Origin of the sequence: Providencia sp. PROV269 (assembly GCF_028477785.1) — a bacterium.
Classification (GTDB): domain Bacteria; phylum Pseudomonadota; class Gammaproteobacteria; order Enterobacterales; family Enterobacteriaceae; genus Providencia; species Providencia rettgeri.
This window is the reverse complement of record NZ_JAMPLV010000002.1, coordinates 614,521-638,791: the sequence shown is the minus strand read 5'-3', so window position 1 is coordinate 638,791 and position 24,271 is coordinate 614,521. Positions and strand designations below refer to the sequence as shown.

At 40.6% G+C, this 24,271-nt stretch carries 24 protein-coding genes; 5 read left to right on the top strand and 19 right to left on the bottom strand.

What is annotated here, in order from left to right; translation table 11 throughout:
* Positions 1–59: 59 nt before the first annotated feature.
* The gene (gene bioD / locus PR683_RS04365) at positions 60–734 is read left to right on the top strand and encodes a dethiobiotin synthase (RefSeq protein ID WP_004910953.1); all 675 of its coding nucleotides are present in this window, start codon (positions 60–62) and stop codon (positions 732–734) included.
* A gap of 73 nt (positions 735–807) precedes the next feature.
* Here the strand turns inward: bioD and PR683_RS04360 are convergent, their stop codons facing one another.
* The 5 genes from PR683_RS04360 to PR683_RS04340 form a co-directional block, all read right to left on the bottom strand.
* Positions 808–1,041 carry a DUF1161 domain-containing protein gene (locus PR683_RS04360; RefSeq protein ID WP_196718375.1) on the bottom strand — a complete coding sequence of 78 codons (234 nt, stop codon included), beginning with the start codon at positions 1,039–1,041 and terminating at the stop codon, positions 808–810.
* Positions 1,042–1,089: 48 nt separating this feature from the next.
* Positions 1,090–1,461 (bottom strand): DUF1283 family protein, encoded by a 372-nt coding sequence (locus PR683_RS04355; RefSeq protein ID WP_004910949.1) that lies wholly within the window; start codon positions 1,459–1,461, stop codon positions 1,090–1,092.
* Positions 1,462–1,543: 82 nt separating this feature from the next.
* Positions 1,544–2,293 carry a bifunctional NADP-dependent 3-hydroxy acid dehydrogenase/3-hydroxypropionate dehydrogenase YdfG gene (ydfG, locus tag PR683_RS04350; protein ID WP_004910947.1) on the bottom strand — a complete coding sequence of 250 codons (750 nt, stop codon included), beginning with the start codon at positions 2,291–2,293 and terminating at the stop codon, positions 1,544–1,546.
* A 75-nt stretch (positions 2,294–2,368) separates the two neighbouring features.
* A complete protein-coding gene (locus PR683_RS04345; protein WP_272581692.1) occupies positions 2,369–3,997 on the bottom strand; it encodes a DUF4139 domain-containing protein in 1,629 nt (542 codons plus the stop codon).
* A gap of 163 nt (positions 3,998–4,160) precedes the next feature.
* Positions 4,161–5,282 (bottom strand): ribosomal protein uL16 3-hydroxylase, encoded by a 1,122-nt coding sequence (locus PR683_RS04340; protein ID WP_004910943.1) that lies wholly within the window; start codon positions 5,280–5,282, stop codon positions 4,161–4,163.
* A gap of 467 nt (positions 5,283–5,749) precedes the next feature.
* Here PR683_RS04340 and PR683_RS04335 point away from each other — a divergent pair, with 467 nt between their 5' ends.
* Positions 5,750–6,028 (top strand): VF530 family DNA-binding protein, encoded by a 279-nt coding sequence (locus PR683_RS04335; RefSeq protein ID WP_004910941.1) that lies wholly within the window; start codon positions 5,750–5,752, stop codon positions 6,026–6,028.
* Between the two features lie 253 nt (positions 6,029–6,281).
* Here the strand turns inward: PR683_RS04335 and yjjJ are convergent, their stop codons facing one another.
* The 3 genes from yjjJ to PR683_RS04320 form a co-directional block, all read right to left on the bottom strand.
* Positions 6,282–7,586, bottom strand: coding sequence for a type II toxin-antitoxin system HipA family toxin YjjJ (yjjJ, locus tag PR683_RS04330; RefSeq protein ID WP_109912246.1), 1,305 nt, complete (start codon positions 7,584–7,586; stop codon positions 6,282–6,284).
* 345 nt (positions 7,587–7,931) lie between these two features.
* On the bottom strand, positions 7,932–8,201 hold the full coding sequence (locus tag PR683_RS04325; RefSeq protein WP_272581691.1) for a hypothetical protein: 270 nt from the start codon (positions 8,199–8,201) through the stop codon (positions 7,932–7,934).
* Between the two features lie 82 nt (positions 8,202–8,283).
* Complete coding sequence (locus PR683_RS04320; protein WP_272581690.1) at positions 8,284–8,547, bottom strand: DUF3811 domain-containing protein; 264 nt, start codon at positions 8,545–8,547, stop codon at positions 8,284–8,286.
* A gap of 157 nt (positions 8,548–8,704) precedes the next feature.
* Here PR683_RS04320 and mnmH point away from each other — a divergent pair, with 157 nt between their 5' ends.
* A complete protein-coding gene (gene mnmH / locus PR683_RS04315) occupies positions 8,705–9,793 on the top strand; it encodes a tRNA 2-selenouridine(34) synthase MnmH (protein WP_109912244.1) in 1,089 nt (362 codons plus the stop codon).
* A gap of 81 nt (positions 9,794–9,874) precedes the next feature.
* Here the strand turns inward: mnmH and PR683_RS04310 are convergent, their stop codons facing one another.
* The 4 genes from PR683_RS04310 to PR683_RS04295 all read right to left on the bottom strand — a co-directional run bounded on the left by PR683_RS04310 (position 9,875) and on the right by PR683_RS04295 (position 13,007).
* Complete coding sequence (locus PR683_RS04310) at positions 9,875–10,528, bottom strand: LysE family transporter (protein ID WP_072206017.1); 654 nt, start codon at positions 10,526–10,528, stop codon at positions 9,875–9,877.
* Positions 10,529–10,633: 105 nt separating this feature from the next.
* Positions 10,634–11,098: a YaiI/YqxD family protein gene (locus PR683_RS04305; protein ID WP_004910930.1), complete on the bottom strand. Its 465-nt coding sequence runs from the start codon at positions 11,096–11,098 to the stop codon at positions 10,634–10,636.
* 135 nt (positions 11,099–11,233) lie between these two features.
* Positions 11,234–11,725: a GNAT family N-acetyltransferase gene (locus PR683_RS04300; protein ID WP_058685178.1), complete on the bottom strand. Its 492-nt coding sequence runs from the start codon at positions 11,723–11,725 to the stop codon at positions 11,234–11,236.
* Positions 11,726–11,789: 64 nt separating this feature from the next.
* Positions 11,790–13,007 carry an MFS transporter gene (locus PR683_RS04295; RefSeq protein WP_109912241.1) on the bottom strand — a complete coding sequence of 406 codons (1,218 nt, stop codon included), beginning with the start codon at positions 13,005–13,007 and terminating at the stop codon, positions 11,790–11,792.
* Positions 13,008–13,118: 111 nt separating this feature from the next.
* On the opposite strand from PR683_RS04295, the gene PR683_RS04290 reads away from it, so the two are divergent.
* Positions 13,119–13,706 (top strand): TetR/AcrR family transcriptional regulator, encoded by a 588-nt coding sequence (locus PR683_RS04290; protein ID WP_272581689.1) that lies wholly within the window; start codon positions 13,119–13,121, stop codon positions 13,704–13,706.
* 149 nt (positions 13,707–13,855) lie between these two features.
* Here PR683_RS04290 and PR683_RS04285 read toward each other — a convergent pair whose 3' ends face one another.
* The 3 genes from PR683_RS04285 to PR683_RS04275 all read right to left on the bottom strand — a co-directional run bounded on the left by PR683_RS04285 (position 13,856) and on the right by PR683_RS04275 (position 16,684).
* Positions 13,856–14,881: a threonine aldolase family protein gene (locus PR683_RS04285; protein ID WP_109912239.1), complete on the bottom strand. Its 1,026-nt coding sequence runs from the start codon at positions 14,879–14,881 to the stop codon at positions 13,856–13,858.
* A gap of 194 nt (positions 14,882–15,075) precedes the next feature.
* The gene (gene alkB / locus PR683_RS04280) at positions 15,076–15,711 is read right to left on the bottom strand and encodes a DNA oxidative demethylase AlkB (RefSeq protein WP_109912238.1); all 636 of its coding nucleotides are present in this window, start codon (positions 15,709–15,711) and stop codon (positions 15,076–15,078) included.
* A 100-nt stretch (positions 15,712–15,811) separates the two neighbouring features.
* Complete coding sequence (locus tag PR683_RS04275) at positions 15,812–16,684, bottom strand: EamA family transporter (RefSeq protein WP_004910918.1); 873 nt, start codon at positions 16,682–16,684, stop codon at positions 15,812–15,814.
* Positions 16,685–16,768: 84 nt separating this feature from the next.
* Between PR683_RS04275 and PR683_RS04270 the strand changes: the two genes are divergently transcribed.
* Positions 16,769–17,260 carry a MarR family winged helix-turn-helix transcriptional regulator gene (locus PR683_RS04270; RefSeq protein ID WP_109912237.1) on the top strand — a complete coding sequence of 164 codons (492 nt, stop codon included), beginning with the start codon at positions 16,769–16,771 and terminating at the stop codon, positions 17,258–17,260.
* A gap of 46 nt (positions 17,261–17,306) precedes the next feature.
* Here PR683_RS04270 and PR683_RS04265 read toward each other — a convergent pair whose 3' ends face one another.
* The 4 genes from PR683_RS04265 to PR683_RS04250 all read right to left on the bottom strand — a co-directional run bounded on the left by PR683_RS04265 (position 17,307) and on the right by PR683_RS04250 (position 24,261).
* Positions 17,307–19,349, bottom strand: a complete 2,043-nt coding sequence (locus tag PR683_RS04265) for an SWIM zinc finger family protein (RefSeq protein WP_117161923.1) — start codon at positions 19,347–19,349, stop codon at positions 17,307–17,309.
* Positions 19,346–20,500 carry a VWA domain-containing protein gene (locus PR683_RS04260; RefSeq protein WP_272581688.1) on the bottom strand — a complete coding sequence of 385 codons (1,155 nt, stop codon included), beginning with the start codon at positions 20,498–20,500 and terminating at the stop codon, positions 19,346–19,348. The genes PR683_RS04265 and PR683_RS04260 overlap by 4 nt, the downstream gene beginning before the upstream one ends.
* Positions 20,500–23,046 (bottom strand): DUF5682 family protein, encoded by a 2,547-nt coding sequence (locus PR683_RS04255; protein WP_272581687.1) that lies wholly within the window; start codon positions 23,044–23,046, stop codon positions 20,500–20,502. Before PR683_RS04255 ends, PR683_RS04260 begins: the two co-directional genes overlap by 1 nt.
* Positions 23,047–23,151: 105 nt before the next feature.
* On the bottom strand, positions 23,152–24,261 hold the full coding sequence (locus tag PR683_RS04250; protein WP_115167236.1) for an ATP-binding protein: 1,110 nt from the start codon (positions 24,259–24,261) through the stop codon (positions 23,152–23,154).
* Positions 24,262–24,271 lie beyond the last annotated feature (10 nt).

Here is a 24,271-nt window from a genome sequence, read left to right as displayed (position 1 = left end):
CATATCATTTTTGCAGCTTATTGCTGTATAAGTCTGTCACTTCAGGATAGAAAAAGACCATGATCAATCTATTTGTTACCGGGACAGATACAGATGTCGGGAAGACAGTATCGACGCTTGCCATCCTGCAAGCACTAAATAGCCAAGGAATTAAAGCCGTGGGCTACAAACCTATTGCTGACCAATGCATTGATACCCCTGAAGGAATCAGAAATAAAGATGCATTGCTAATTCACAGTGTTTCTAAAGACCTAGTTTCCTACGATGAAGTTAATCCTGTGCGTATCACGGACAATTACAGCCATGAGAACAGCATTGATTTCAATAAAATAAAGCATGGTCTAGACCATTTACATCATCAATGTGACATGGTTGTTATCGAAGGTAATGGGGGATGGCGCTATTTGCTTGATGACAATACTTTTTATGCAGACTGGTTAAAAGGCCAGCCGGTCGGTGTTATCTTAGTCGTAGGTATTCAACATGGCTGTGTTAATCATGCACTATTAACTGCGGATGCAATCCGAGCAGATGGATTACCATTAATCGGTTGGATGGCAAACCGTATCAACCCAGGGTTAGCGCACTATGCTCAAATAATTGATCGGTTACAACATCATATTAAGGCCCCATTAATTGGGGAAATCCCATATTTATTGCGGCCGGAAGAAAGAGAGCTAGGGCATTATCTCAATACAGATAAACTGCAAGAGCTTATCGCTATTCCTAATTAATTGCATTAATAACCCAACAAAGAAAAAGGGCGCTATCATCAAATAGCGCCCTTTATTTTACCTAAAATATAGACTAATGGCGGGTATAAATGATTTTATAAGAATCATTTTGGCAGTGACCTACAACTTGACCTTTAGATGAGTCAACTTCATCATTAGGTACTGCGACCAAACTAAAATTTTCAGCAGGAACGCCATTATTGATAATCTTTTGTTTGATTTCCTCAATCACACTTTCACATGAAGCTTGCGCAAAAGCGGGCGCTAACATCAGTACAAATAAGGGTAAAAATAATTTCTTTTTCATCTTATCTCCTTGTTGAACAACAACTCCATAAGGCAACCTATTATCAGGTTATGGATTACTAATTGGACGACCATTACTCACATCAAGGCAACGTTTGGTGCTTGGCTCCCAATAAGCATTTAGATTAAGACTTTTTTCACATTTATCTTTTGCATCAAAAGCGGCATCTACTTTATCAAATTCTTTTTCAGTACGCGTATTAACTTTATTACGCAACATACGGGTACTATCCCATTGTTCCTTTTCTTGACGCGCTTGCTCTTTATTAAGAGAGTCATCGCCTTTACCTACTGAAACACAAGTACTACCTGCAGTACATGATGTTGTCGATTGTGCAGCAGGAGACGACGTAGCCCAAAGTAGAGGGAGACAAAAACATAACGCAGTTAAGCCAGTTTTCAACATTTTGTGTGAATTCATGGTAATTCCTTACTAAACAGGACTGATAATCTGAGTATAGCTAAAAGTGTGCTAGTGCGTCTGTATAGAATAGTACTAAAATCTAAAGTTGTTTATGTACGGTTAAACCTGCAAACGTTTGGCAAACAGGCATTAATTCTAATGTATTTACGTTCATGTGAGCAGGTAGCGTGGCAACCCAATACACTGTTTCAGCAATATCTTCAGGGGTCAGGGCATCTGCACCTTGATAAGTGCTAGCTGCTTTATCGTCATCCCCTTTAAAGCGAATATTTGAAAACTCTGTGCCACCAACTAAGCCTGGTTCAATATCGGTAACTCGAATTTTTTTCCCTTGTAAATCAGCACGTAAACCAAGTGAAAATTGTTTCACAAAGGCTTTGGTTGCACCATAAACATTACCACCTTTGTAGGGCCAACTTGCCGCAGTAGAACCAATATTAATAATGTGACCATGATTTTCGGCTACCATGTTTTGCAACACCTCATAGGTCATATTCACTAAGCCTTTAGTATTCGTATTAATCATGACGTCCCAGTCATCAGGATTTGCATCAAAAGCAGGCTCTAGGCCCAATGCAAGACCGGCATTATTGACTAAGACATCAATGTTTTTGAGGTGAGTAGGTAAATTAGCGATTGCAGATTGAATGGCTTTTCTGTCTTGAACATCCAATGTTAATGGATAAAATTTATCCCCTAATTCTTGATGTAGGGCTTTTAAACGTTCAGTTCTACGCCCTGTACCAATAACAGTATGATTATTTTGAATAAATTTACGAGCGATTGATTCACCAAAGCCAGAAGAAGCGCCTGTTACTAATATAATCATGGAAACCTCAAATTTGTTATTGTTGTGTCAGCATGGCGTTATTCTAACGCCATCTAACATTAACTACAAAAATTGTTATAACCCTAATATTTGTTTGTCTTTTGGATAGCTCAATGTATAACTGAATGAAATTTGCTTTTCTTCATTAGGCTCTAAAGTAATATCCCAGGCTATTTCACCTGTACTTTTATTGGTAACTGCGTTTTTATCCTCTATTTCAGACACTTTTATCTCACTATCCTCACTTAGCGGAATTTGGTCATAAACCGTTAATTCAACTGGTTTCGCATGCATATTTTTTACTTTGATCAAGTAACTTTCTGTTTGTTGGATTGTTGATCCCATAAAACTCGGTTTTTTCTTTATTTTTTCATTTGGTTCACGGGAAACTTGAATACTCTTGTCAACACCAAAAGGAACTCGTAATGTATCAACCAATTGATTTGCATTAATCATAACGTTGCCAATATATGTATTACCATAATAAATATTAGCATTTCCATTCAATAGGTTAAGTGATTGCCAATTGTCGATATCTGCTTGTAAGAACACCTCTTCAATCAGTTTTGGCGTGGTGGTATATTTGTATTTTACATCGAGATTTTGTTGTTTGATGGTGACAGTATTCGGCTTGTTCGCGCTTTTTAGTGAATAAGGCAGGGCGATTTGATAATTTAAATTGATACCATTATTAGACGTTGTAACAAAGTCTGATATACCTGAATTGATTGTTTTTTTCTTCTCACTAACACCATTTTCTTGATACATTGCCACAGGGGCTGCAGGCATCCTCATTCGAACCTGACGCGCTATTTGAGCATTATCATCATAAACGGATAAGCGCCAAGGCTGTAAAACAGAAGGCGTGATATTTTTTGATGGGTTAACCGTCGATAAGGTCAAATTGACTTTTTCCCAATCAATGCCTGTATTTTGAATTAAATTGGCTTTATACGTGAGGGTGATTGGCGACTCAACGTCCTGACTACGAATGTCATAACTTGGTGACCACGCGGCATCAGGCGTTAAATAGGACAATTGTAGCTGTGCAATGGTTGGTTTAGCCGCATCGACCAACATGACAATCTGAGTTTGCTGGCCAACAGACGAGGGCATTTTTTCATCGATCTGCGTTTGCAATATCGCAAGTTTTTCTTCTAACTTATCAATCTCTAATTGGTATTTTTGTTGTTCATGCAATATTGAAATCATTTGTTGACGGATAAAGTCTAACTTTTGAGAGGACTGTTCTAATGATTGCGCGTTATTTTCCCCAAAAAAGCGCTGATCTTTCAATAAGCTTAATTGCTCTTCACCGACTTTAATTGCAATGTTTAAGTTTTCAACTTGCTGAACTAAGTCCTTTTGTTGTTCTTGTAATTCAACAATATTGGCGGGGTATGTAGGTGTAACTGCCACATTTTGTACATTTACGGAACGAATAGTCACATCACTATTATCAAAGTCAATTGAAAGCGTTCGAGCGTCAATATTGCTTGCTATATTCGTAAGAACAACCTCAGTCTGCCCCTTATTAAGTGACAGTGTCACACTGTTGTCTAAGGTAGCACCGCGCAAAAACACGGTTGCATGATTTAGTTTAACATCTTGATTTAGTTTTGTTTCAGCATCAGCACGTACGTGTTGAGAAGCCAAAAGTGTTGCGAATAATAAGCCGCTGACCAGCCGAGTAGGAACTGTCATTTTTAACTCCAATCAGAAGTACCGCTAAGTAAGATAATGACTAAAACTAGCTTATTTGACTTTTATTAGATAACAGATAAAACCTAAAAACTGACAAAAGTAGAAGGACAGAAGGGATAAAACACCCATCAGCAGGTGTTTTATCTTGTTGGGCAGGGGCGACTTATTCTTCGAAATACCAATATCCTTGATTGATAAATTCGGTTAATTGCGCAACAAAATCTCGGTTATTCAGTGCCTTACCAAGTTCATTGCTGTCGACTTCCGTAAACTGGCACAATGCATCCGCACCCTTTGTTTCTGTGGTAATCCAGCTTTCAGAATTCACGAAAAAGTGCTCATTAATACGCATCACACGCAAACCGCTCAGTCGGATCAGTTTTTCACCATCATTCAGTGCACTCAGCACTTCTTCCGGTTGGTATGGCGGTTCCGCAGGCGCAATATCCAATTCATGACGTAGAGTCGTTGCAAAACGGCCTAACCACTGTTCAAAATCACCCGGTTTGTTGATCATTTCAATCATCATGGCTCGTAGACGTTCAACCTCATGAGGTTTCATGGTGCCTGTGTTTTCAGTCACCGTGAGGTCAGGATCGCTATAATTTATGCCACCTAAATCCTGTTCCAGCGCATAGTCTGCAAAACTGCTCAGCAGATCACGTCCTGTTGGCCCGCGAAAGCCGACAGAATAGTTCATGGTATCTTCGAAAGTGAAACCATCATGAGGGAATCCCGGCGGAATATACAGAATATCTCCAGGCGCCATTTCTACGTCAATAATCGGTTCAAATGGGTCGACATGTAATAATGCCGGATGTGAGCAGAATTGACGCATAGGTAGGGCATCGCCCACACGCCAGCGGCGGCGTCCCATACCTTGGATGATGAAAACATCATAGTTATCAATATGAGGTCCAACACCACCTTCAGGCACCGAATAGGAGATCATCAAATCATCAAGACGCCACTCGGGTAGTACACGAAACGGTTTTACCAGTTCGGCCGCTGGCATATGCCAATGGTTGACCGCTTGCACCAGTAGTGACCATCCTTTTTCGCCTAATTCGCTGAAATCTTCAAACGGGCCGTGACTCGCTTCCCATTTGTTATCAATAAAGCTGACTAGGCGACTGTCAACTTCCGGCTCCATGGCTAAGCCCGCCAGTTCATCCGGTGTGATAGGGTCGACAAAATCAGGAAATGCATTTTTCAATACAACGGGTTTTTTCTGCCAGTATTTTTCTAAAAATTCAGGCCAGTTAAGATTCAGTTTGTAAGCCATGTGACCACATCTATATGAGTAAATTAGCGGGTAATTATAGAAGTAATACACCGTCATATTCTTGTTTGGCGTCAAACGTCGGTCAATAACTTTTGTGGGAATATCCGTAACATATTGCCAGAATTCATTTCTCACAATAATCATAATATGAATTAGGTTAGTTAGCATGGGAACTAACAGATATCAGAGTAATTGAAGAACCCATAGAAGTTATTCCAAAACGGAAGATTTATGAAGTCAAATTGGGTTTAAAACCAAAAAAGAACCAACACGATTAACCAGCCAAAACACTAGATTTCTTCATTTCACACTTAGATTCGCATAATGCATATTATGTTAAATGGAATTTCAGGGCAAAAATAGGCCTTGCTCGTTCAGTCATTGTTAACACCCTATTGACTTAGATTGGTATTCAGCTTATTTATATGCGCTTAATAATAACCTGCCTATGCTTCGGATATGCCGTAATGAGTGAATATAAATCGAAAGACCCTTTACATGGAGTTACACTAGAAATGCAAGTTAATGCATTGGTTGATAGATACGGTTGGAGCCAACTTGGACGCATTATAAAAATAAACTGCTTTAACAAAGATCCAAGTATTAAATCTAGCTTAAAGTTTCTTCGTCGCACGCCATGGGCAAGAACTGAAGTTGAGTTACTCTATTTGGATATGATAGAAAACAATTCGATTGATAATACGGGAGCATATCCTAATGACCCATGGTGTAATTCACGACGTTAAAAGCCAAGATAATATTAACGCCTCACTAATGACCACAATCATGCATAACAAATATCTACTTAAGCCTTAAATCTACCTTAATGATGTTTAAGGTTTAGGCATTACGGCCGCCCCGCTGGTTAATACCCTTTCACAAAATCGGGTTGAAATTTCATGGTTAAAAACTTACGTAACCCAATTTTGGCGATCGGTTACATAAGCAATTAACCTTTTCATGAATAATGAAAAATACTGACATCTATACCAATGAGCCTCACTCCAAACGGGATATGCGTGACCTCGCCTCATCAAGATGATTACGCAACGCAGTAAGACATTGGCCAAAATTATTTGATAACCGATCACAATTATTTACCAAGGTGAAAAACTCTTCCGCTAGTGCTAACGCCTCTCGCCAAATATCCCCACTGATCCCATCAAGTAGAGTTGCCACTCGAAGTGAGTTTACGATTTCACCGCCCGATTTAGGAGCAAACCCCATAGGCAAAATATCGTAGGCTGGCGCAAGCTGATATGGACGACCATGGCTACTAATAAATGATAAATTACCATGGTGCATATCCGTATTTCCTATCAACATGCCAAATGCCCAAAGTCGCGCAGTACTAATGGCGGCATCGGCATCTACATACCCTTGTTTGACAAGGTCATTCACCAATACAGGCCAAGGTTTCATCGCTTTGCCAACAAACTCAGCTTCTAGAGCTTGTAAAGAGAAAAGGCCTATGCGACCCAGTGAACCTACTCGGTCAAATCGAGGAACTTCAAGAAAGCGCTGTCCACCAAAATCAAAAACTTCTGTTTCTACACCAAGCACTTTTAACGCAAGATGTTCAGCTTGCAATAAATCGCGCCACCGTTCGCTGATTACGTTATCGTCCAGCGCCGTAAATTTTACGAGTACATGACCACGATCGGTATAAGTACAAAATTTTGGTTGCTCTCCACCGGCTGATGAGCCTGGAGCTTCTCCAGAACTGACAGCCAATGCTAGTGAGGGATAGGTTATAGCTCGATCAACAGGTGTCGGTGAAGGCATATTCAAAAATTGCTTTTTTGCCTGCTCCCCAATTAATAAGTTTCCTACTGCATCATGACCATGGGTAATTAAAGCCCTTATTATATCGCTATCTGACCAGTGTTCTGGGTTAGCCGGTAGACCAAGTTCTGCTGAATAAGTTGATGCATACGCCCGACCAAGATACCCCTGTGGACGCATATCAAACAACCACCATGGCAGGCCATCACTATAAAGGCAGACATTATCTTCCTGCTCCATGACAAATCCCCCGGGGTAAACTGGGATCAGTTTCCCTAGTGGCCTTAAGGTTCCCTCTTCACTGATGCGATAAATAGGTGCCGTGTCAAACCCGCGAAAAGTATCACGCAAAGCATATTGAATAGATGGACCCGAACCAATTCGAACAATGTCTTCACCAAGTGATGTTAACGCTCGAGAAATGGTTGGCTGACTAATGTTCATTATATCAGCGAGTTGCCTTGCCGTTGCTGGCTCTCGACGTAATAATTGACGAATCATTTCAAGTCTATTTGTCATGATTTAATCACTCGGTGAATAGGTTTATGAATAGGTAAATGAATAACTGTATGAATAGATAATCTATCAGCCACCGCTACTTTTGTCACGTGGAAGTTAAACAACCACCGCTGGATACTGAAAGCCGTTGTATTAACTCATAGCATTCATGGATTACCAGTTACTTTTAGTGAAGTTGCCAAAGCGCTAGAAAAAGGAAATTTATTGAATAGAAAAATACAAGGTAGTTGGCAATTTTGCCCAAGAAGGCCGGGAGTCGGCTTCTGCTTTAACTTGGGGATACTATATCGCCAAAAAATGCAAAGAGAGCAAACAGCGAATAATCCGATTATATTGTGTTCCCCACTAGACCCAACCAATTTTACTGGTACTGCACTTAGCATCTTGAGCTTTACAAAAAATACTGCCTTGCCCTTGCCCTAATTCACAACGCCGAGAGGTTTTGTTTCGTGCTATTTGCTCGGACATTGCAGCTTCTGCATAAAAATTAGAAAAAGGAGATAAAGCGCAAACATGCACAACAACAGAATCATTACGGGATGGTTTCCCATGATAATGGGATTTTGCGACAGCAAAACGACTAAATAACAAGAATAATAACGTAATCTTTTTCATCTTAGAGATCTTTTAATGATTTGAATTGCATAAAATTACAATCACTTAACGCAAATCACTAGCGGAACACTCTGATTAAAAATTAACGATACCCTCTTTTGTGATTTTGTGAAGACCAACTGTATGTTGTATCACTGGGTACTAATTTATCTTTTTTCTTTTCTGCTCGTCGTTTTTTAGCTTGTTTTTCGACTTCTTGAGATATTTCTGTAATAATTTGTTTTCTTACCTTGCTCTGCTCAGAATTGGTTAATTCACGGCCTAGTTTCTTCCTTTCTTGCGCGAGTCTCGTGCGCACTTGGATTTTTTGAGTTTCGGTCATTTCTTGAATCGTTAGCACCTTCATAGTATTACCCCTTACTCATATTAAAAATACCTAACGACAATATATCATTATTACGCAGTAAAATACTAACCCTCGTTTTAAACCTAACATTAATGCCAAGCAATAGGATTAAGAGTATAGTAAACCCATTGCAACTTTAAAGAATCTCTCTGTTATTATGGAATTAACCACTTCTTCGCAAAATATTCGTCAAATCTTAACCACTGGCACACCACTTATCGATGTCAGAGCGCCTATCGAATTTCAACAAGGGTCAATGCCGAATACCATAAACCTGCCTTTGATGAATGATGATGAACGCGCAGCTGTTGGTACATGCTATAAACAACAAGGTTCGGCTAAAGCTGTTGAATTAGGCCACCAGCTTGTCAGTGGTGACCTTAAAATGGCTCGGATCACTGCATGGATAGCAGCTTGTAAACAAAATATGAATGGCTATATTTGCTGTGCACGCGGTGGTATGCGGTCACATATCGTGCAATCTTGGTTAAAAGAGGCCGGTATTGAATACCCTCTCATCAATGGTGGTTACAAAGCATTACGACAAACAGCAATTGATGCCGTTAATGAATTGGTTCAACGTCCTATTATTTTAGTGGGAGGCTGTACGGGTAATGGTAAAACCACTCTCGTACATCATTTAGCGAACGGAATTGATTTAGAAGGTCTCGCACATCATCGTGGCTCTTCGTTTGGTCGTACATTACAGCAACAGCACACTCAAGCCACTTTTGAAAATTATTTAGCAGTTACGCTATTGAAAAAAGCCCAACAATGTCAGCGTTGGGTACTGGAAGATGAAGGACGTGCCATTGGTGCAAATAGCCTGCCACTTGAACTACGCGCACAAATGGAAAAAGCGCCAATCGCTATTATTGATGACCCTTTTGAACTGCGTCTTGAGCGTTTAAAATATGAATATTTTGACCGTATGACGCAAGATTTTATAGCGACTTTTGGTTTCGAGCGTGGCTGGCAGGAATATAGCGACTATTTACATCATGGCCTGTTTGCCATCCGTAAACGGTTAGGATCACAGCGGACAATCGAATTGACGCATTTACTTGAGCGTGCTTTAGCAGACCAAAAAACAACCGGAGATACCCAGACACATTTTTCGTGGTTAATCCCATTGTTGAATGAGTATTATGACCCAATGTATCGCTATCAATTAAGTAAAAAACAACACCGCATCATTTTTCGCGGTAATTATCAAGAAGTTGAACATTGGTTAACGCATCAATGAATTCATTTTATTCCACTATAAATAGCCTCATCGCAAAGTCTGAGGCTATTTTATATAGCAATGACTTCTTCATCAGTAAATCTAGAACGGTGATTTCTTCATAGCCAATTCGCTGAACCCTTGGTAAATCAACCTTGTTGCCAACGCCCCTAGAATTAACCCAACACCTTTACCGACCACTTTATGAACTCGTGAATAGGTTCTACGAACTGAGGTTAAAGAGAATGTTTGGCATAAAATAATCCGCCAAATTAATGATGCAATAACTATTCCCAGCCAAATGACTAATTTAGCCCATAATGGTGTTGATGGCGAAATGGTCGTTGAAAAAATACTCATAAAAAATAAAACGGTTTGGGGGTTTGATAAATCAGAAATTAGCCCCCGCCTAAAATAGATACCAGATGGGAAATGTTCCGTAGTATTTTCGGTGGACAGATTAAGTTGCGTTTTGTTATTAAATACACTTAGCGCGTAATAAAGCAAATATAAGCCACCAAGAATTTTAATCAGTGAAAATAATGAGCCAAATTCAGCCATTAATGTGACAAGACCGAATAAACCGAGCCCCGAATAAATGGCATTGCCTAGCACCACACCATAACCACAAGTTAATCCTGCTTTTTTACCTGAGCTCAATGTGGTTTGCACCACAATAAACAAATTTGCTCCAGGATTAAAAAAGGTCAGTATAAATAAGAATAGCGTGATGATAATACTGTGTAATGGGTCCATTATTTTTCTTCAAAAATTTAAGGTTAACCATTATAGACACGGTATAGATTGTAATTCTGTTTTACTATGCACATTTTCTGAGCTTAAATCAAAAAATGTGCTGGCTTATGATGACGCTAGTGATTTCTTACGTTGCAACAGCCATTTATCTAACTCATTAGCAAATTGTTGCCTGTCTTTCTGGTTTAGACTTGCAGGCCCTCCCGTTTGGATGCCACTGGCTCTCATGGTATCCATAAAGTCACGAATATTAAGACGTTCACGAATAGTCGCTTCGCTATAGCGTTCACCACGAGGATTCAATGCATTGGCGCCCTTTTCCATAACTTCTGCGGCTAATGGGATATCTGCAGTGATCACTAAATCATCTTTTTGAGCTCGTAATACAATTTCATTATCCGCTACATCAAATCCTGCGGGCACCTGCAAGGTTTTTAAAAAAGGAGATGGAGGTACTGTTAAGCGTTGGTTCGCAACAAATGTTATTTGCACTTTTTCCCTATCTGCTGCTCGGTATAAAACTTCTTTAATTACTTTTGGACAGGCATCCGCATCAACCCAAATTATCATTATTACTTCCCAAATGGTGATTATCTATGATGAGATATCATATCAGACAACAAAATTACACGTTAGATACTTCGTATGGAAAAACTCCCAAGCTCACTCAGACGGCCTCAAAATAGTGGGCTTGAGAAAATAGGTTTACAGTTTCATTACCATTTCATGCCACGTCATTCCACCATGGTCAGATTCTGATGGTTTAATATATTGGTAGCCAAAATGCTTATACAGGTCAATATGGCGTTCTTTGCACATAAGATGAATCGTTTTTTTATTCATCTCCTTCATGTCATTGATAAACCTTTTCATCAGTAAAGATGAATAGCCTTTACCTTGATATTTGGGATGTACTACTACTGACATAATAACGACATTTGGTGCTTGTGGGTCATGCCCAATGAGTTCTTTAAACTCTTCATCCGACATCACAACATCCCATGCACAACCCGAATTAATAAAACCAACGACTTCCCCGGCTAATTCCATACATAAAAAACCGTCTGGATATTGCTGAACTCGTGTTGCTATTTTTTCTTTTGTTGCCGCTTCATCCCCTTCATAGGATTCGATTTCAATCGCATAACAGGCGTCAACATCATCAAGTGTGGCAGTGCGAAAGACTGGAGAATGCATGAAATTACCTCATTAAATTATTTTTTATGATTTTATCACTACATGGTTTATTTTCTCGTTGTTTTTAATGGTATTCCTCACATTCAACTGCCATTTTTTGTTGTGTTTTATCCCGTAAGTAGCTCAGCCATGTTGAAATGAAAACTAAAACTCCACCAGAGATTGCAACGGCATAACCTGCATAAGGACCATAGGTATCCACCATTTTGCCCGTTAGCATCGCACCAATCGCAACGCCAATATTTAACCCTGCGAGTAACCATGTCATTCCTTCTGTTAATTTATTCCGTGGAACAATTCTCTCAACTAATGTCATTGCAATAATCATCGTCGGTGCAAAGAACAATCCTGAAATAAACACCACCACAGACAAAGAATAAACACCTACCACCCACCACATTGGCACAATAGAAAGAAACGTCATTAAGCCACTGAGGAATAATAAACGTGATAACGGTGTGTTAAAGGTTAATCCGCCAAATACAAGCCCCATCGCACATGAACCGATCGCATAGGCCGATAACACTAAACTGGCCATCGCTGGTTGCTGTTGTAATTGAGCCAACGTGACACTTAAAATATCCACACTGCCAACAATCACACCTAAAGCAATCATTAATACAATCAACAACTGCAAGCCAATCATTGAAATAATTGATTTATTAACCAATACAAGAGAGTCATGCGCCACAACTTTGGGTTCTGTGCTTCGCTGTGAAATAAATAAAGCCATTCCCACGGCTAATAAAATTGCCGCAACCAGTAAACCTGCTTGAGGAAATAAAGCGACAGTGATCCCGACAGATAACGGAGGGCCAACAATAAAAGTGGCATCATCAAATACGGTTTCTAATGAATAGGCTGTTTGTAGTATGGGTTGATCTTTATACAGCGCAGTCCACCTAGCCCTTACCATGGCAGACATACTGGGCATCGCCCCCGTTAATAAAGCTCCGATAAATAAGCCGATATCGGGTAATGATAACCACGTAGTTAAGATAATAATAAACACACCAAGCACACTGATTACGGTCACCACTGGCAAGACGCGAAATTGACCATATTTATCCACTAAGCGAGAAACTTGTGGAGATAGTAACGCATAAGTTAAGACAAAAGTTGCAGAAACAAGCCCTGCTAAGGTATAGCTTCCTTTTAGTTGCGCTAACAAGGTAATGATCCCGATCCCCATCATCGGTAACGATAAACGTGCCAGTAACCCTGCTATCACAAAACGTTGGTTTTCTTTTGCCTGAAATAACTGCTGATAGCGACCTATCATATGAGCTCCAAAATGAAATTTAATTATACATACCTTGCGTATGTATAATCATGATATAATCATACACATTGAATGTAAATAATTATACGCTATGTATGTAAGAGGCTTTTAATGGCAAGAAGAACGCAAGCTCAAATGGCAGAAACACGTGCAAATTTATTAACTACAGCACGAGAGCACTTTAGCCGGCTTGGTTATGCAGAAACCTCAATGGATGAAATAGCAGCAAGCGTTAATCTCACACGCGGAGCCCTTTACCACCACTTTGGTGATAAACAAGGTTTATTTACTGCCGTTGTTGAACAAATTGACTCACAAATGAATGCCCGTTTACAAGCAATTACTCTCCATACTGAAGACCTATGGAATAGTTTTTGTCAGCGTTGTCACGCCTACTTAGAAATGGCATTAGAACCGGAGTATCAACAAATTATTTTGCGTGACGCAAAAGCCGTTTTAGGCGATTTTTTGGCTAAATCAAACTTACAGTGTACTGAACAAATTGAACTCCTGCTTCATCAGCTAGTCCAAAATGACGTTATTAAAAGTATTGATACCCATGCATTGGCTTTTTTAATTAATGGTGGGCTCGCTGAGGCAGCTTATTGGATCTCGCAAGGTGATAGTCAACAGCGACTAAAGAAAAGTGTCGATGCCATAGATATGTTGTTATCAGGGCTATTACTCACGAAAGATTAGCTCTGTGTTACCTTTCGCTGGCACGGATATTGTATCAGTACCAACAATATAATTGCTCAGTAAAATCCTCAATATACCGCCACCATGATAAATAAAACCCAATAAATATAGGCGAAAAATAGGAAATATTTATTGGGTTAATGAATTATCTAAAGTAGAGCTTGGAAAGTCTGTTTTAATTTATCGACATCTTGCTGAGTTGTTGACCACGAGGTACAAAAACGAATACAGGTGGTCTCTGGTGTCGGTTTACATATTTGACTTAATTGATAATGCCCTAATAATTTATTCGCCAGTGCATCTGGGAAAATAACAAAAACTTGGTTTGATTCAACGGGCGCAAGAAACTGAAATCCCTTTTCGGCAAAAAATGAAGCTAATTGTGAAGCCATCTCATTAAGATGACGCCCCAATTTAAAATACAAATCATTATTAAACAGCGGCTCAAACTGGGCAGCAAGCAGCCAACCTTTGGCTTGTAACCCACCTTTTTGTTTAATACTAAAACGAAAATCAGATTGCAGTGCTGGGTTTACAATCACCAATATCTCCCCGGTTAATGCACCAATTTTCGTTCCACCGATATAAAAAATATCAGTTAACTGCGCAACATCTTCAATCGTTAAATCACTATATTTCGACATTAAACCTGAAGATAAGCGAGCGCCATCCATAAATAACAGTAAGTTATGAGCATCACAAACCTCGCGTAATGCAACTAACTCTTCTTTACGGTAAACGGTGCCAATTTCAGTTGAATTACTAATATAAACAAGCTTAGGTTGGACAGTATGTTCATCATTATGCTCAGACAGTACTTTGATGATATGTTCTGGCGCTAATTTGCCTGATAGTGAATCAACAGTAATAACTTTATGGCCGGTTGCTTCAATCGCCCCTGTTTCATGAACTGCGATATGCCCGCTGTCTACAGTGATAACCGCTTGGTGTGGTCGTAAAACATGGGAAATCGTGGTTAAATTAGTGATTGTACCGCCATTAAAAAAATGAATTTCCGCATTAGGCTGGCCAATTCTTAATCTAATTTTATCTGCTACACGACGACAAATCTCATCAGTGCCATAACCTTTGAAACGTTTCCCTGATAAATCATTTAGGACTTGCATAACTGCCGGATGAGCTATTTCGTTATAATCATTTAAAAAGCTATACATTCACTTACCTATCAATAACTAGTTATATTAATTTATAGCCATTATTTATAGGGGGTTCCAATTCATTATTCAATGATATTTTTGCTATATAAATACCAAAGTTAACGGTTAATATTATTTAAGTTGCTGAAATTAAATATTAAGTCATTCATAGTCTATTTCATTGATAAATTGGCATACTGTAAAAGGTGAATTCAGGGTTGAGAATGCCTAAACGTCAAGTTATATCGATACGGGCCTAACAGCGGGTGCACACCTGATTTAACTCGACGCACCCCATGGTAATTTAATCGTGACTGGCCTCCCCATACCAAAACATCGCCATGCTCTATATAAATAGCAACTTTGGGCGCATCTCGAGTTACTCCACCAAAATCAAATGTTGTGGGTAACCCTAAAGAAAAAGAGACAATCGGCTGAGTAAAATCAGTTTCGTCTTTGTCTTGGTGCAATGCCATCGCAGCACCAACGGCATAGCGGTTAATCAAGCAAGCATCAGGGATAAAATGATCAAAGCCAGCAGTGCTCGCTGCAGAAGTGGCCAATTGAACAAAGGAAATTGGTATGGGTTGCCAAGGCTCATTAGTGACAGGGTCACGCTGACTATAGCGATATCCCTTTTCATCAGTTACCCAACCCCAGTCACCGCAGTTAGTCATTGCGGCAGACATTGAGTAGCCATTTGGTGTCGTCATATGTCTTAAGGGGTTAGCTGCAATAATGTTGTTTAATGACTGCAATAATGCATCAGTTTGCCCCAGTAGAAACCCTTTGAGTAAAAAAGCCTCTGGTGCAATTTGTACGGTATTATCTTCATCAGGAAATAACATATTAGCCACTGTTTAATAGTCTGAGTGAATGCTCTAATGAATGTTAACACAGGAAAAAAAGTTGCTCATCACATTCAATGAGCAACCTACAGGGTTAACTTTAACGTTGATAAGCTAGAGTGACTTTTCTTGTTTCCGCTCGCTGACTCGCCCACACACTGAGTAAAATGACAACCATGCCGATAAATTGCAAGGTACTAAGCTGTTGATTGAGATAAAACCATCCCAAAACCACCGCACTCACGGGGCTTAAAAAACCCAGTGACGCCACTGAACTTGGACCTAATATTGCCAGTCCGCGGAACCATAAGGCGTAAGTTAATGCACCGCCAATAAGCGTGAGATACCCTAAACCAATTAAATTTAGTGAACTTAACGTTGGTAAAGCCGGCTCAAATATAATGGCAAACGGTAATAATACTAATCCTCCCGCGGTTAATTGCCATGAAGTAAAGGTTAAAGCACTGACTGGTGGCTGCCACCGGCGACTCAAAACCGTCCCCGCAGCCATTGAAAATGCCCCTGCTAACCCAGCAATAATACCTAAAGGGTCTAAGGCGGCATTCGGTGTTAAGAGCAATATAGCTACCCCGAATACCCCTGCTATTGATGCCATAATGGATACCGCAGATAAACGGTTATTTAACAGCCAGCGGCTTAAAAATAGCACAATTAATGGCTGTACAGCGCCAACCGTTGCGGCGACACCACCAGGTAAGCGATACGCAGCAATAAACAATAGCCACCAAAATAAAGAAAAGTTTAAAACACCTAATACCACTACCCGCAACCACCAAATGCCTTCGGGGAGTTTTCGTAACACAAGTATCAATAGTAATCCTGCAGGTAACGCGCGTAATACCGCCAATGTTAATGGTATCCCTGCGGGTAACATCTCTGTTGTCACTAGATATGTGCTTCCCCACACTATTGGTGCTAATGCTGTCAACCCTAAAACCGTTATACGATTCATATTTCTATTCTCTTAATTTATCTTGACGTCAAGATATGTGTATTTTACCTTGACGTCAAGATAAATAACCGCCATTATTTGCCTATGGATAGAATAGATAAAATCACTCAACAGTGGGAAAGAGAGCGCCCTGACCTCGATATTAGCCCAATGGGGTTAATTGGCCGGCTAGGTAATGTCGCGTTCCACTTAACTCGGGAAATGGAAAAGGTCTTCGCTCAGTTTGGCCTTAACCGTTCAAGCTTTGATGTACTTGCGACTTTGCGGCGTGCGGGTGCTCCCTATACACTGAGCCCGGGAGAAATGTTATCAACGTTGATGGTCACATCGGGGACGATGACCAACCGAATAGACCAATTGGAAAAAGCGGGGTTAGTCAGCCGCCATACTAATCCTGATGACGGCCGCGGCTTTTTGGTTTCATTAACTCCCGAAGGGTTAACGTTAATCAACCAACTTATTGAAGCACACACACAAAACCAGGCTCGCCTCGTCGCTAACTTGTCTCAACAAGAGCAACATGCGTTGAACCAGTTATTACGGACATTCTTAGCGTCATTTGAATCTAATGAATAATAATACGTTGTGTTGAACATAACATGGGGGAATACCTCCCCTCATGTTATTGGCTAAATTGAAAAGGTAATGGCATTTGTAACCGTTCAAAATGGTCACATAAATAAACTAATTGTAAAAGTAATTGGGGTTGTATAGCGCCGGAAGCCACCAAAGGTTTGAACTGATTAGCCAACCAAAGCGCCCCCAAATCTTCAAGTGTTCTAACGACATACGCTATTTCATCTTGTTGAGTCTGAGATAAACGCTGCCTTCCTGTACATGCTTGAGTTTCTAATACCGAAAGTAGCGGCCGAACAAGCTGACTAGCCAACGTTAATTCAGGTACAAAAACTTGGTTTTTTTGCTGTTTTTTCACCATATATTCGATAATTTTATTAAAAAAACCAGAACGTTGTTTCTTACGCGGTGTACTTTCAAAATCTAAATAGAACAGCTCAATACCATGTTCTTTTTTTAACCATAATGTTTTGGGGATTAATTGAAGCACTTCTTGTGAATGGCTCACCTGCACCGTCACAGCACAAATTGGCCATTGCTGCTTTGTAATAAAACGCAATTCCTCAATTTTATGGTCATCACTTCCTTGCCAATTTAGCCGTAAAAACGCCCTGTTTTTTTGTGAATCAATCACCGTCCACAATACACATTGTTCGGTTTCATCCCAATAGAGCGGCTCATAATCAGTAATATGCAATAAAATGGGCGAAAACCTATTCTCTTGTATAAATGTCGGTAATTCGTTAGCCGCTGATTGCCAGTCGGTATAACCGAATTCAGCTTTGATATTAAGGTAATCATCAGTTGTTAATCCTTTTTCTTTGCAGCTAACTGCATAGCTTTCACCGCTAGCTGATAATTTCCCTTCCTCTGATAACCTTGGTAAATGCAATTTAAAGGGGCTTTTCATCAAACTTACTGCGGTATGTTTCCATAACGCCAAGGTTTGCCAAACATTTTGTCGGTTAAACGTCGGGTCAAGGCTATTTCCACGCCCCTGTGTGCATTGAATAATTTTTTTATTTTGTTGATCCCAAAAACTCAATGTAGCACCGATCGCACCGCTATCTGTTTTCCACCAATTCGCATCGATAGGCAGCAAATCAAACTCTATGGGTTGGTCGGTATACTGCCGTCTTTGTAACCCTTTGAGTGCCATAAGCTGATGTTCATTGGCTGTTGATAATTGATACACATAAGCAGATATTTCAGCAATTAACCGTAAAACTTGCCCTTCATCCATCGTAAAATGTTTATCGGCTAAGCGTTTAACTTGCTGGCTAAGGCGTTTCATATAATTGGCTAAGCGAGGCAACCCTTCCGCACGTGCTGACATATTTAGTAATTGCAACTGGCTAGCACTGCTTTGGCTAATATGTGATAGTCCTTGTCGTAACATATCCTGAATGAATTGCTCAACTGAACCCATCACCATTTTATCGTCTTGGGTCAGCTCTTGTTGATGAGTTTGACCTACGGTTATCTCCTCTGGCCATTGCCATGGTTGGCCATGCTGATGCATTAATTTTGCAATAATAGCGAGATGAACTGCATTTTTTTGTTTTTCAGGTATTGATGAAATCATGCCCTGCAAACCACTACCTCGCATATAAATAATTGGCTCATCATATTCTGGTAGGATAATTTTTAACTGGCTAGAATGTGCTTCATAAACCAGCTCTTTATCTTGCCATACCTGCATAAATCTCAACGCTAAACGAATATCAGGTTTCGGTGTTTGTTTAATTAAGCTTTCTGGTAATAATGCTAATAATTCACTTAGCACCGTTTCACTAGCTACCGGCTCTGCTGAAGTCATTTCTGCGGCTGTATTCGATTGAATCCATAAAACTGCTGCCAAAATGTGTTTACAGCATCCCGTTGCTGGGCAATCGCAAGTGGCTTTTTGGATCCCTTGCGCATCTAAAGAGACACATTGCCCATCACTCGTGAATGTCCCAAGGTTTAAGTCCGTTGGATTAACCTTTTGGTTTTCAACATCTTTGCGTGCACGCCTGAGTAACCCCACATTCGCTAATACGACTAATGCGTCGTCGTCATACTGTAGGTAACTGTTTTTCCAACTCATTGCATGACCTCTGCTAACCATTGCGCAAAATGCTCCGGTGTTAATGCTGCAACATGCATCCCTCTATCTGCGAGTTTTTGGGCAATTTCAGGGTCATAAACAGGGAGTGCCTCGTCATCCAACGCAGCTAAACCTAATAATTTCACTTGTTGGCTATGTAAACGCTGTGTGCAATTGAGTAAATGATTCAGCGCGCCACCCTCTTCAAAATCACTAATTAAGCTAATCACGGTACGTTTTGGGTTACGTATTAAGCTTTCGCAATATTGCATGGCTTTAGCGATATCTGTTCCGCCGCCCAGTTGCACTGTCATTAACACTTCAACGGGATCATGCGCAAGATGGCTTAAATCTACCACTTGAGTATCAAAAATCACTAAAGAGACACGCACTGTCGGCAATGCCGCTAATATACTCGCACACACCGCGGCATACATAATAGAGCTCGCCATCGAGCCGCTTTGGTCCACACACAAGATCACATCCCATGGTAAATGCTGTTGCTGACGAGAATTAAAATGGGGTGTTTTGATAACTAACCGTTGATTTTGCTTATCGTAATTCTTCAAATTGGCAGCGATAGTCCCTCGCCAATCAAAATTACGGCTGTTTGGGATCAGTGAACGTTGAAAACGGTTACGCCGCCCTGTTAATGCGTGACGAAATTGGTTACGCATTTGACTTAAAATATCATCAACTACTTTACGTATAATATTTTTAACGGCATCACGGGTTTCTTCATTCATTTTCCCGCGTAAGCTTAACAAGGCTTTAGCGAGGGATTTTGTCGGTTCCATGGCATTGAGCGCCTGTGGATCCTTTAGTAAGCTACTGGTCTCATAACGTTCTAACGCTTGGGATTGCATCCGCTCAAAAGTACTATTAGGAAATAATTTACGTGCTTGATTTAACCAGTTAACCGCCGTTAATTGAGAAGCATCTAAGGAGCCGTGGCGTCCAGCTTCTTGTTTTAAGCCTCGACGTTGGTATTCTCGGCGATATAAAAAATCCAAAGAACGTTCTATTTTCAACTCTTCAGCACTAAAGGTGGCTTGGCCCAGCGCGTTATCGGCATATTGCCCGAGGACTAAGCGCCAGCGCTTAGCCAATTGAAGTTGTTCAGGGGTTAATGTCGTATTTTTCTGACTCATTATTTGTCATCCTGAGCACGAGCAAACCAATCCTGTAACCCTAGTTCAATCAGCTGGCTCTGTAATTGTTGTTCGAGTTGAATCACTTCCATCATCTGTTGTTCATTAAATTCTGTCTGGTGCAATGTGAGTTCTTTTGCCTCAATCGCCAAGTCTTGTGCCACATATTGTGCCATTTGTGCATTTTGTTTAGGCGTTAACTGGCTAAACGCAAACCGTAAATCAGGTAACACCTGAATAAAACGCCCTTCATCCCATTCACTAAGCAACTGATTTAACATATCAATTAATAATGGTATGCGTAAGACTAACTCTGGTGCTGTTCGCATCACACCGATAAAATAGCCAATTGCCATTTCAGGATCACTGCCTGTGCTGAACGCGCGCCTAATTTCATCTGTCAGGACGGTTTCATCAATTTTCGCCCCAAGGTAACGCAAAGCATCCACTGCGCCTTTTAAAAGCGGTGTCTGATTTAACTGACCTTCACAACGGCCTAATGCCTGATAAAAATCATTGGTGTAGTCATGGCTGTTATTAATTTCAGGCATAAAAGTGATTAATTCACGGCAAGAAAGTAATGCTGAAAAATGAGGCTCTTGCTGCTGTTCATCCCCTTGTGTAATTTGAGCAAAACAATAAAATGATTGTTGTAATAAGGCATCTAAACGCGCTTCGATAGCAAAATTATCTTCAATATCAAAGAATTGACGCCCCCTCCAAAGATTAACCAGTTTATGACCACAAGCAATCAATGATTCAAACTTTGTATCCTGCTGAATATAACCATCCAACAAAGAAAATAATGCGGGCATCCGTTGATGTAACCCAATTAACGCGGCTTGCATAAGGAGTGCAACCGCACTTTGGCTTGAGCGACTAACCCCTTGTTGTTCTAGGTTTTTTTCCATTTCAAACAAACGGGCTAGCGCGATAGCTTTTAATTGCGTTCCTTTTTCCGATAATGCAATCAATTCCCCCTCAACATTAGGCGTCCATGCGTATTGCCATTCTTCAAATAATAAATCCATTTGGTTACCCGACAAAAAGTTTGGCCCAGAGAGCAGCTTAGCAAAATGGATATCAAGAAATGCTAGTAAATGCAGAAATCGGCTGCGCGCACGATGTTGTTGGTTACGATAAACATCTAAGCGGCTCACCTTACTTAAGGTATCATCAAGTTTGAAACGAAAGCTTTTTGCTAATTCATAAGTTTCAGTGACTAACGGAGGTGTTGCTGTCCCTTTGGGAATTTTTCCGAGTAAAAAGCCGGAAAAACAGGTTGTTATTTCCTGCCAAAGTTCAACTTGGCTTTCATCTAAGCTACCTTTGATAAAAACGCTTTGTAACCCATCCAACAGGTCATAACGCCCTGGGCCTGCATGCCCACGAAAGACGGCAAGGCGAATGCTTTGCTCTGCAGCCAGTTTAACCGATAAAAACCCGGGAGCCGCTTCAAATTGCCTTTCACGTAAGATATTCGCAACTTTAGAAAGATAGGCAACACCTAAACGGTTTCGATAAGCCTGCGTAGGCTGGTTATCGCCTGTCAACTGTGCTTGGCGTTGCTGCAATAATGACAACCATGATTGTTGGTAAAATGCAGGAGAAGGCATGCCGGATGCATAGCCATTTAATGCATCAAGTTTGTCATAGCTATAGCGAATAAACCAAGCCTTGTCTTGTTCACCCAATTTTTGTTGTTGAATAAACGCTTTTTGTTGTGCTACAGAAAGCTTAAATTGTTGATTGCGAGTCTCTTCTAACCCTTCAAGAAGCGCAAGGGTATGGAATCCTCCCGTCACCACCACAATTTTAGCTTGTGGGTGCTGGGCTTTAATGGTCTGGATATGCGCTTGCATATAGCGCTCACGCTGTATAGAGCCTTCTGCTTCAAGGACTTGGGGCTCATAATCAAGCCGTGCCAATGCACACCAAATAAAGCTATCCATGAAAAATGTCTGCCAATCCGCGAGTTGTTCAATCGCCCGTAATTCAAAAATTTGCTCCCATAATTCATCATGGTCACGGCAACCACTTTTTTTCGCAAGCTGGCTAATAAATAGGCTATGGGCTAAGTAGCGTTCTTTCTGCAAACTTTGAGATTGCAACTCATTGGCTTCGTCTTCATTAACTTGCGCTGTCCATGGTAAGTCAATGAAACGCAACTGGGCTTGGTGTTGTTGGCCGATTTGTAAAGCCTGCCATTCAGGGGAATATTCACAGAAAGGAAAATAAGCAGATCGAGTGACAACGTCACTTTTATCTCCTACTTGTGCGGGTTTTACTTCTGTTTGTGCCATAATAGCGACAGGTGGCTGGGTATCATGATGTAATAAGCTCGCCAGTAGCCCATTAAAACTATCGGGTCCCTCGATTAAAACATAGTCAGGTTCGATTTGTTCAATCAACGACAACGTGCTGTATGCACATGCGGGGCTATGATGCCGAATAGGTGCAAAGTAGATACCGGCTGATTCAAGTTGTTGCCTGTTGTGTAATGCATTTTCAATGCGTTTTGGTAAAGGTATAGATAGCAAGCTCACCGCTGATTTCCCTAAGGGTTATTCGTCTTAAATGGCCTAGTACTAATTCAATCATCATGACGAGGGGTTAGTAGAACCATAGTGGCTCTACCTTGTTATGAAACTTTATTGCCAATATGCCCTCGAAGCATCAAAAAAAGCTTTCCACTCTTGGCTATGTTTCGCCCTTTCTCTCGCGACATTGTCAATGTAATAACGCATCCGTTTGATATCATCTGCGTTATCTTTTAAAACCACACCAATAAGCTGGCGTGCAACTGCTCCTGCATTGAGTGTGCCATCACCTAAGTAATGGGCTTCAAGCGCACATGCATAAGCAATATTAACGGCTTCAGCTGTCGACATCACCGCGTCTGGCGTTTTAATGCTGCCCCCATCTTTGGTATTTCCTGAACGCAATTCTTGGAACGTGGTGACCAACAGCTCGATCACGTTGCTTGGGATGGTTACTTGGCCATTGAGGTCAGCTAACTCTGCGGTTAGTTGCTTATTGATCAGCTCAATTTCAAATGCGGGATCTTGGATAGGCCGTACCGTTTCAAAATTAAATCGACGTTTTAACGCTGATGACATTTCATGAACGCCACGATCACGCAAGTTTGCTGTACCAATTAAATTAAACCCTTGTTTCGCGCTGATCCGTGCATTGTCTTTCATTTCAGGGATCATCATTTGCTTTTCTGACATCAAGCTAACCAGCACATCTTGAATTTCAGGAGGACAGCGCGTGATCTCTTCAAAACGAACAATTTTTCCCTCTTGCATACCTTGGTATAACGGCGAGCTAACCAATGCTTTCTCTGTTGGGCCTTCAGCTAATAGCAATGCATAATTCCATGAATATTTAATATGATCTTCAGTTGTGCCCGCGGTTCCTTGAATGGTTAAACCTGAATCACCACTAATTGCAGCGGCTAATAACTCCGATAACATGGATTTTGCCGTCCCAGGCTCCCCGACTAACATTAACCCTTGTTTACCTAATAACGTCACAATTGCACGGTCAACTAAAGCATCATCACCAAAAAATTTTGCAGAAATATTGAGTGATTCATCACCTAAGATAAATTGCCTAACAGCACGAGGTGAGCGCAACCACCCTTGTGGTTTCGGGTTCTGTTTATCTGCTTCGGTTAAACGCGCCAATTCATCGGCAAAACGAATTTCTGCGCTTTCACGCAGAATATTCCCTTCTATTGTTTTACTTTTAGTCATTCTAAAATCC

Bases quoted from the DNA above. Each gene is read 5' to 3' on its own strand.
- bioD (WP_004910953.1), top strand. From the start codon at position 60: ATGATCAATCTATTTGTTACCGGGACAGATACAGATGTCGGGAAGACA.
- PR683_RS04360 (WP_196718375.1), bottom strand. From the start codon at position 1,041: ATGAAAAAGAAATTATTTTTACCCTTATTTGTACTGATGTTAGCGCCC.
- PR683_RS04355 (WP_004910949.1), bottom strand. From the start codon at position 1,461: ATGAATTCACACAAAATGTTGAAAACTGGCTTAACTGCGTTATGTTTT.
- ydfG (WP_004910947.1), bottom strand. From the start codon at position 2,293: ATGATTATATTAGTAACAGGCGCTTCTTCTGGCTTTGGTGAATCAATC.
- PR683_RS04345 (WP_272581692.1), bottom strand. From the start codon at position 3,997: ATGACAGTTCCTACTCGGCTGGTCAGCGGCTTATTATTCGCAACACTT.
- PR683_RS04340 (WP_004910943.1), bottom strand. From the start codon at position 5,282: ATGGCTTACAAACTGAATCTTAACTGGCCTGAATTTTTAGAAAAATAC.
- PR683_RS04335 (WP_004910941.1), top strand. From the start codon at position 5,750: ATGAGTGAATATAAATCGAAAGACCCTTTACATGGAGTTACACTAGAA.
- yjjJ (WP_109912246.1), bottom strand. From the start codon at position 7,586: ATGACAAATAGACTTGAAATGATTCGTCAATTATTACGTCGAGAGCCA.
- PR683_RS04325 (WP_272581691.1), bottom strand. From the start codon at position 8,201: ATGAAAAAGATTACGTTATTATTCTTGTTATTTAGTCGTTTTGCTGTC.
- PR683_RS04320 (WP_272581690.1), bottom strand. From the start codon at position 8,547: ATGAAGGTGCTAACGATTCAAGAAATGACCGAAACTCAAAAAATCCAA.
- mnmH (WP_109912244.1), top strand. From the start codon at position 8,705: ATGGAATTAACCACTTCTTCGCAAAATATTCGTCAAATCTTAACCACT.
- PR683_RS04310 (WP_072206017.1), bottom strand. From the start codon at position 10,528: ATGGACCCATTACACAGTATTATCATCACGCTATTCTTATTTATACTG.
- PR683_RS04305 (WP_004910930.1), bottom strand. From the start codon at position 11,098: ATGATAATTTGGGTTGATGCGGATGCCTGTCCAAAAGTAATTAAAGAA.
- PR683_RS04300 (WP_058685178.1), bottom strand. From the start codon at position 11,725: ATGCATTCTCCAGTCTTTCGCACTGCCACACTTGATGATGTTGACGCC.
- PR683_RS04295 (WP_109912241.1), bottom strand. From the start codon at position 13,007: ATGATAGGTCGCTATCAGCAGTTATTTCAGGCAAAAGAAAACCAACGT.
- PR683_RS04290 (WP_272581689.1), top strand. From the start codon at position 13,119: ATGGCAAGAAGAACGCAAGCTCAAATGGCAGAAACACGTGCAAATTTA.
- PR683_RS04285 (WP_109912239.1), bottom strand. From the start codon at position 14,881: ATGTATAGCTTTTTAAATGATTATAACGAAATAGCTCATCCGGCAGTT.
- alkB (WP_109912238.1), bottom strand. From the start codon at position 15,711: ATGTTATTTCCTGATGAAGATAATACCGTACAAATTGCACCAGAGGCT.
- PR683_RS04275 (WP_004910918.1), bottom strand. From the start codon at position 16,684: ATGAATCGTATAACGGTTTTAGGGTTGACAGCATTAGCACCAATAGTG.
- PR683_RS04270 (WP_109912237.1), top strand. From the start codon at position 16,769: ATGGATAGAATAGATAAAATCACTCAACAGTGGGAAAGAGAGCGCCCT.
- PR683_RS04265 (WP_117161923.1), bottom strand. From the start codon at position 19,349: ATGAGTTGGAAAAACAGTTACCTACAGTATGACGACGACGCATTAGTC.
- PR683_RS04260 (WP_272581688.1), bottom strand. From the start codon at position 20,500: ATGAGTCAGAAAAATACGACATTAACCCCTGAACAACTTCAATTGGCT.
- PR683_RS04250 (WP_115167236.1), bottom strand. From the start codon at position 24,261: ATGACTAAAAGTAAAACAATAGAAGGGAATATTCTGCGTGAAAGCGCA.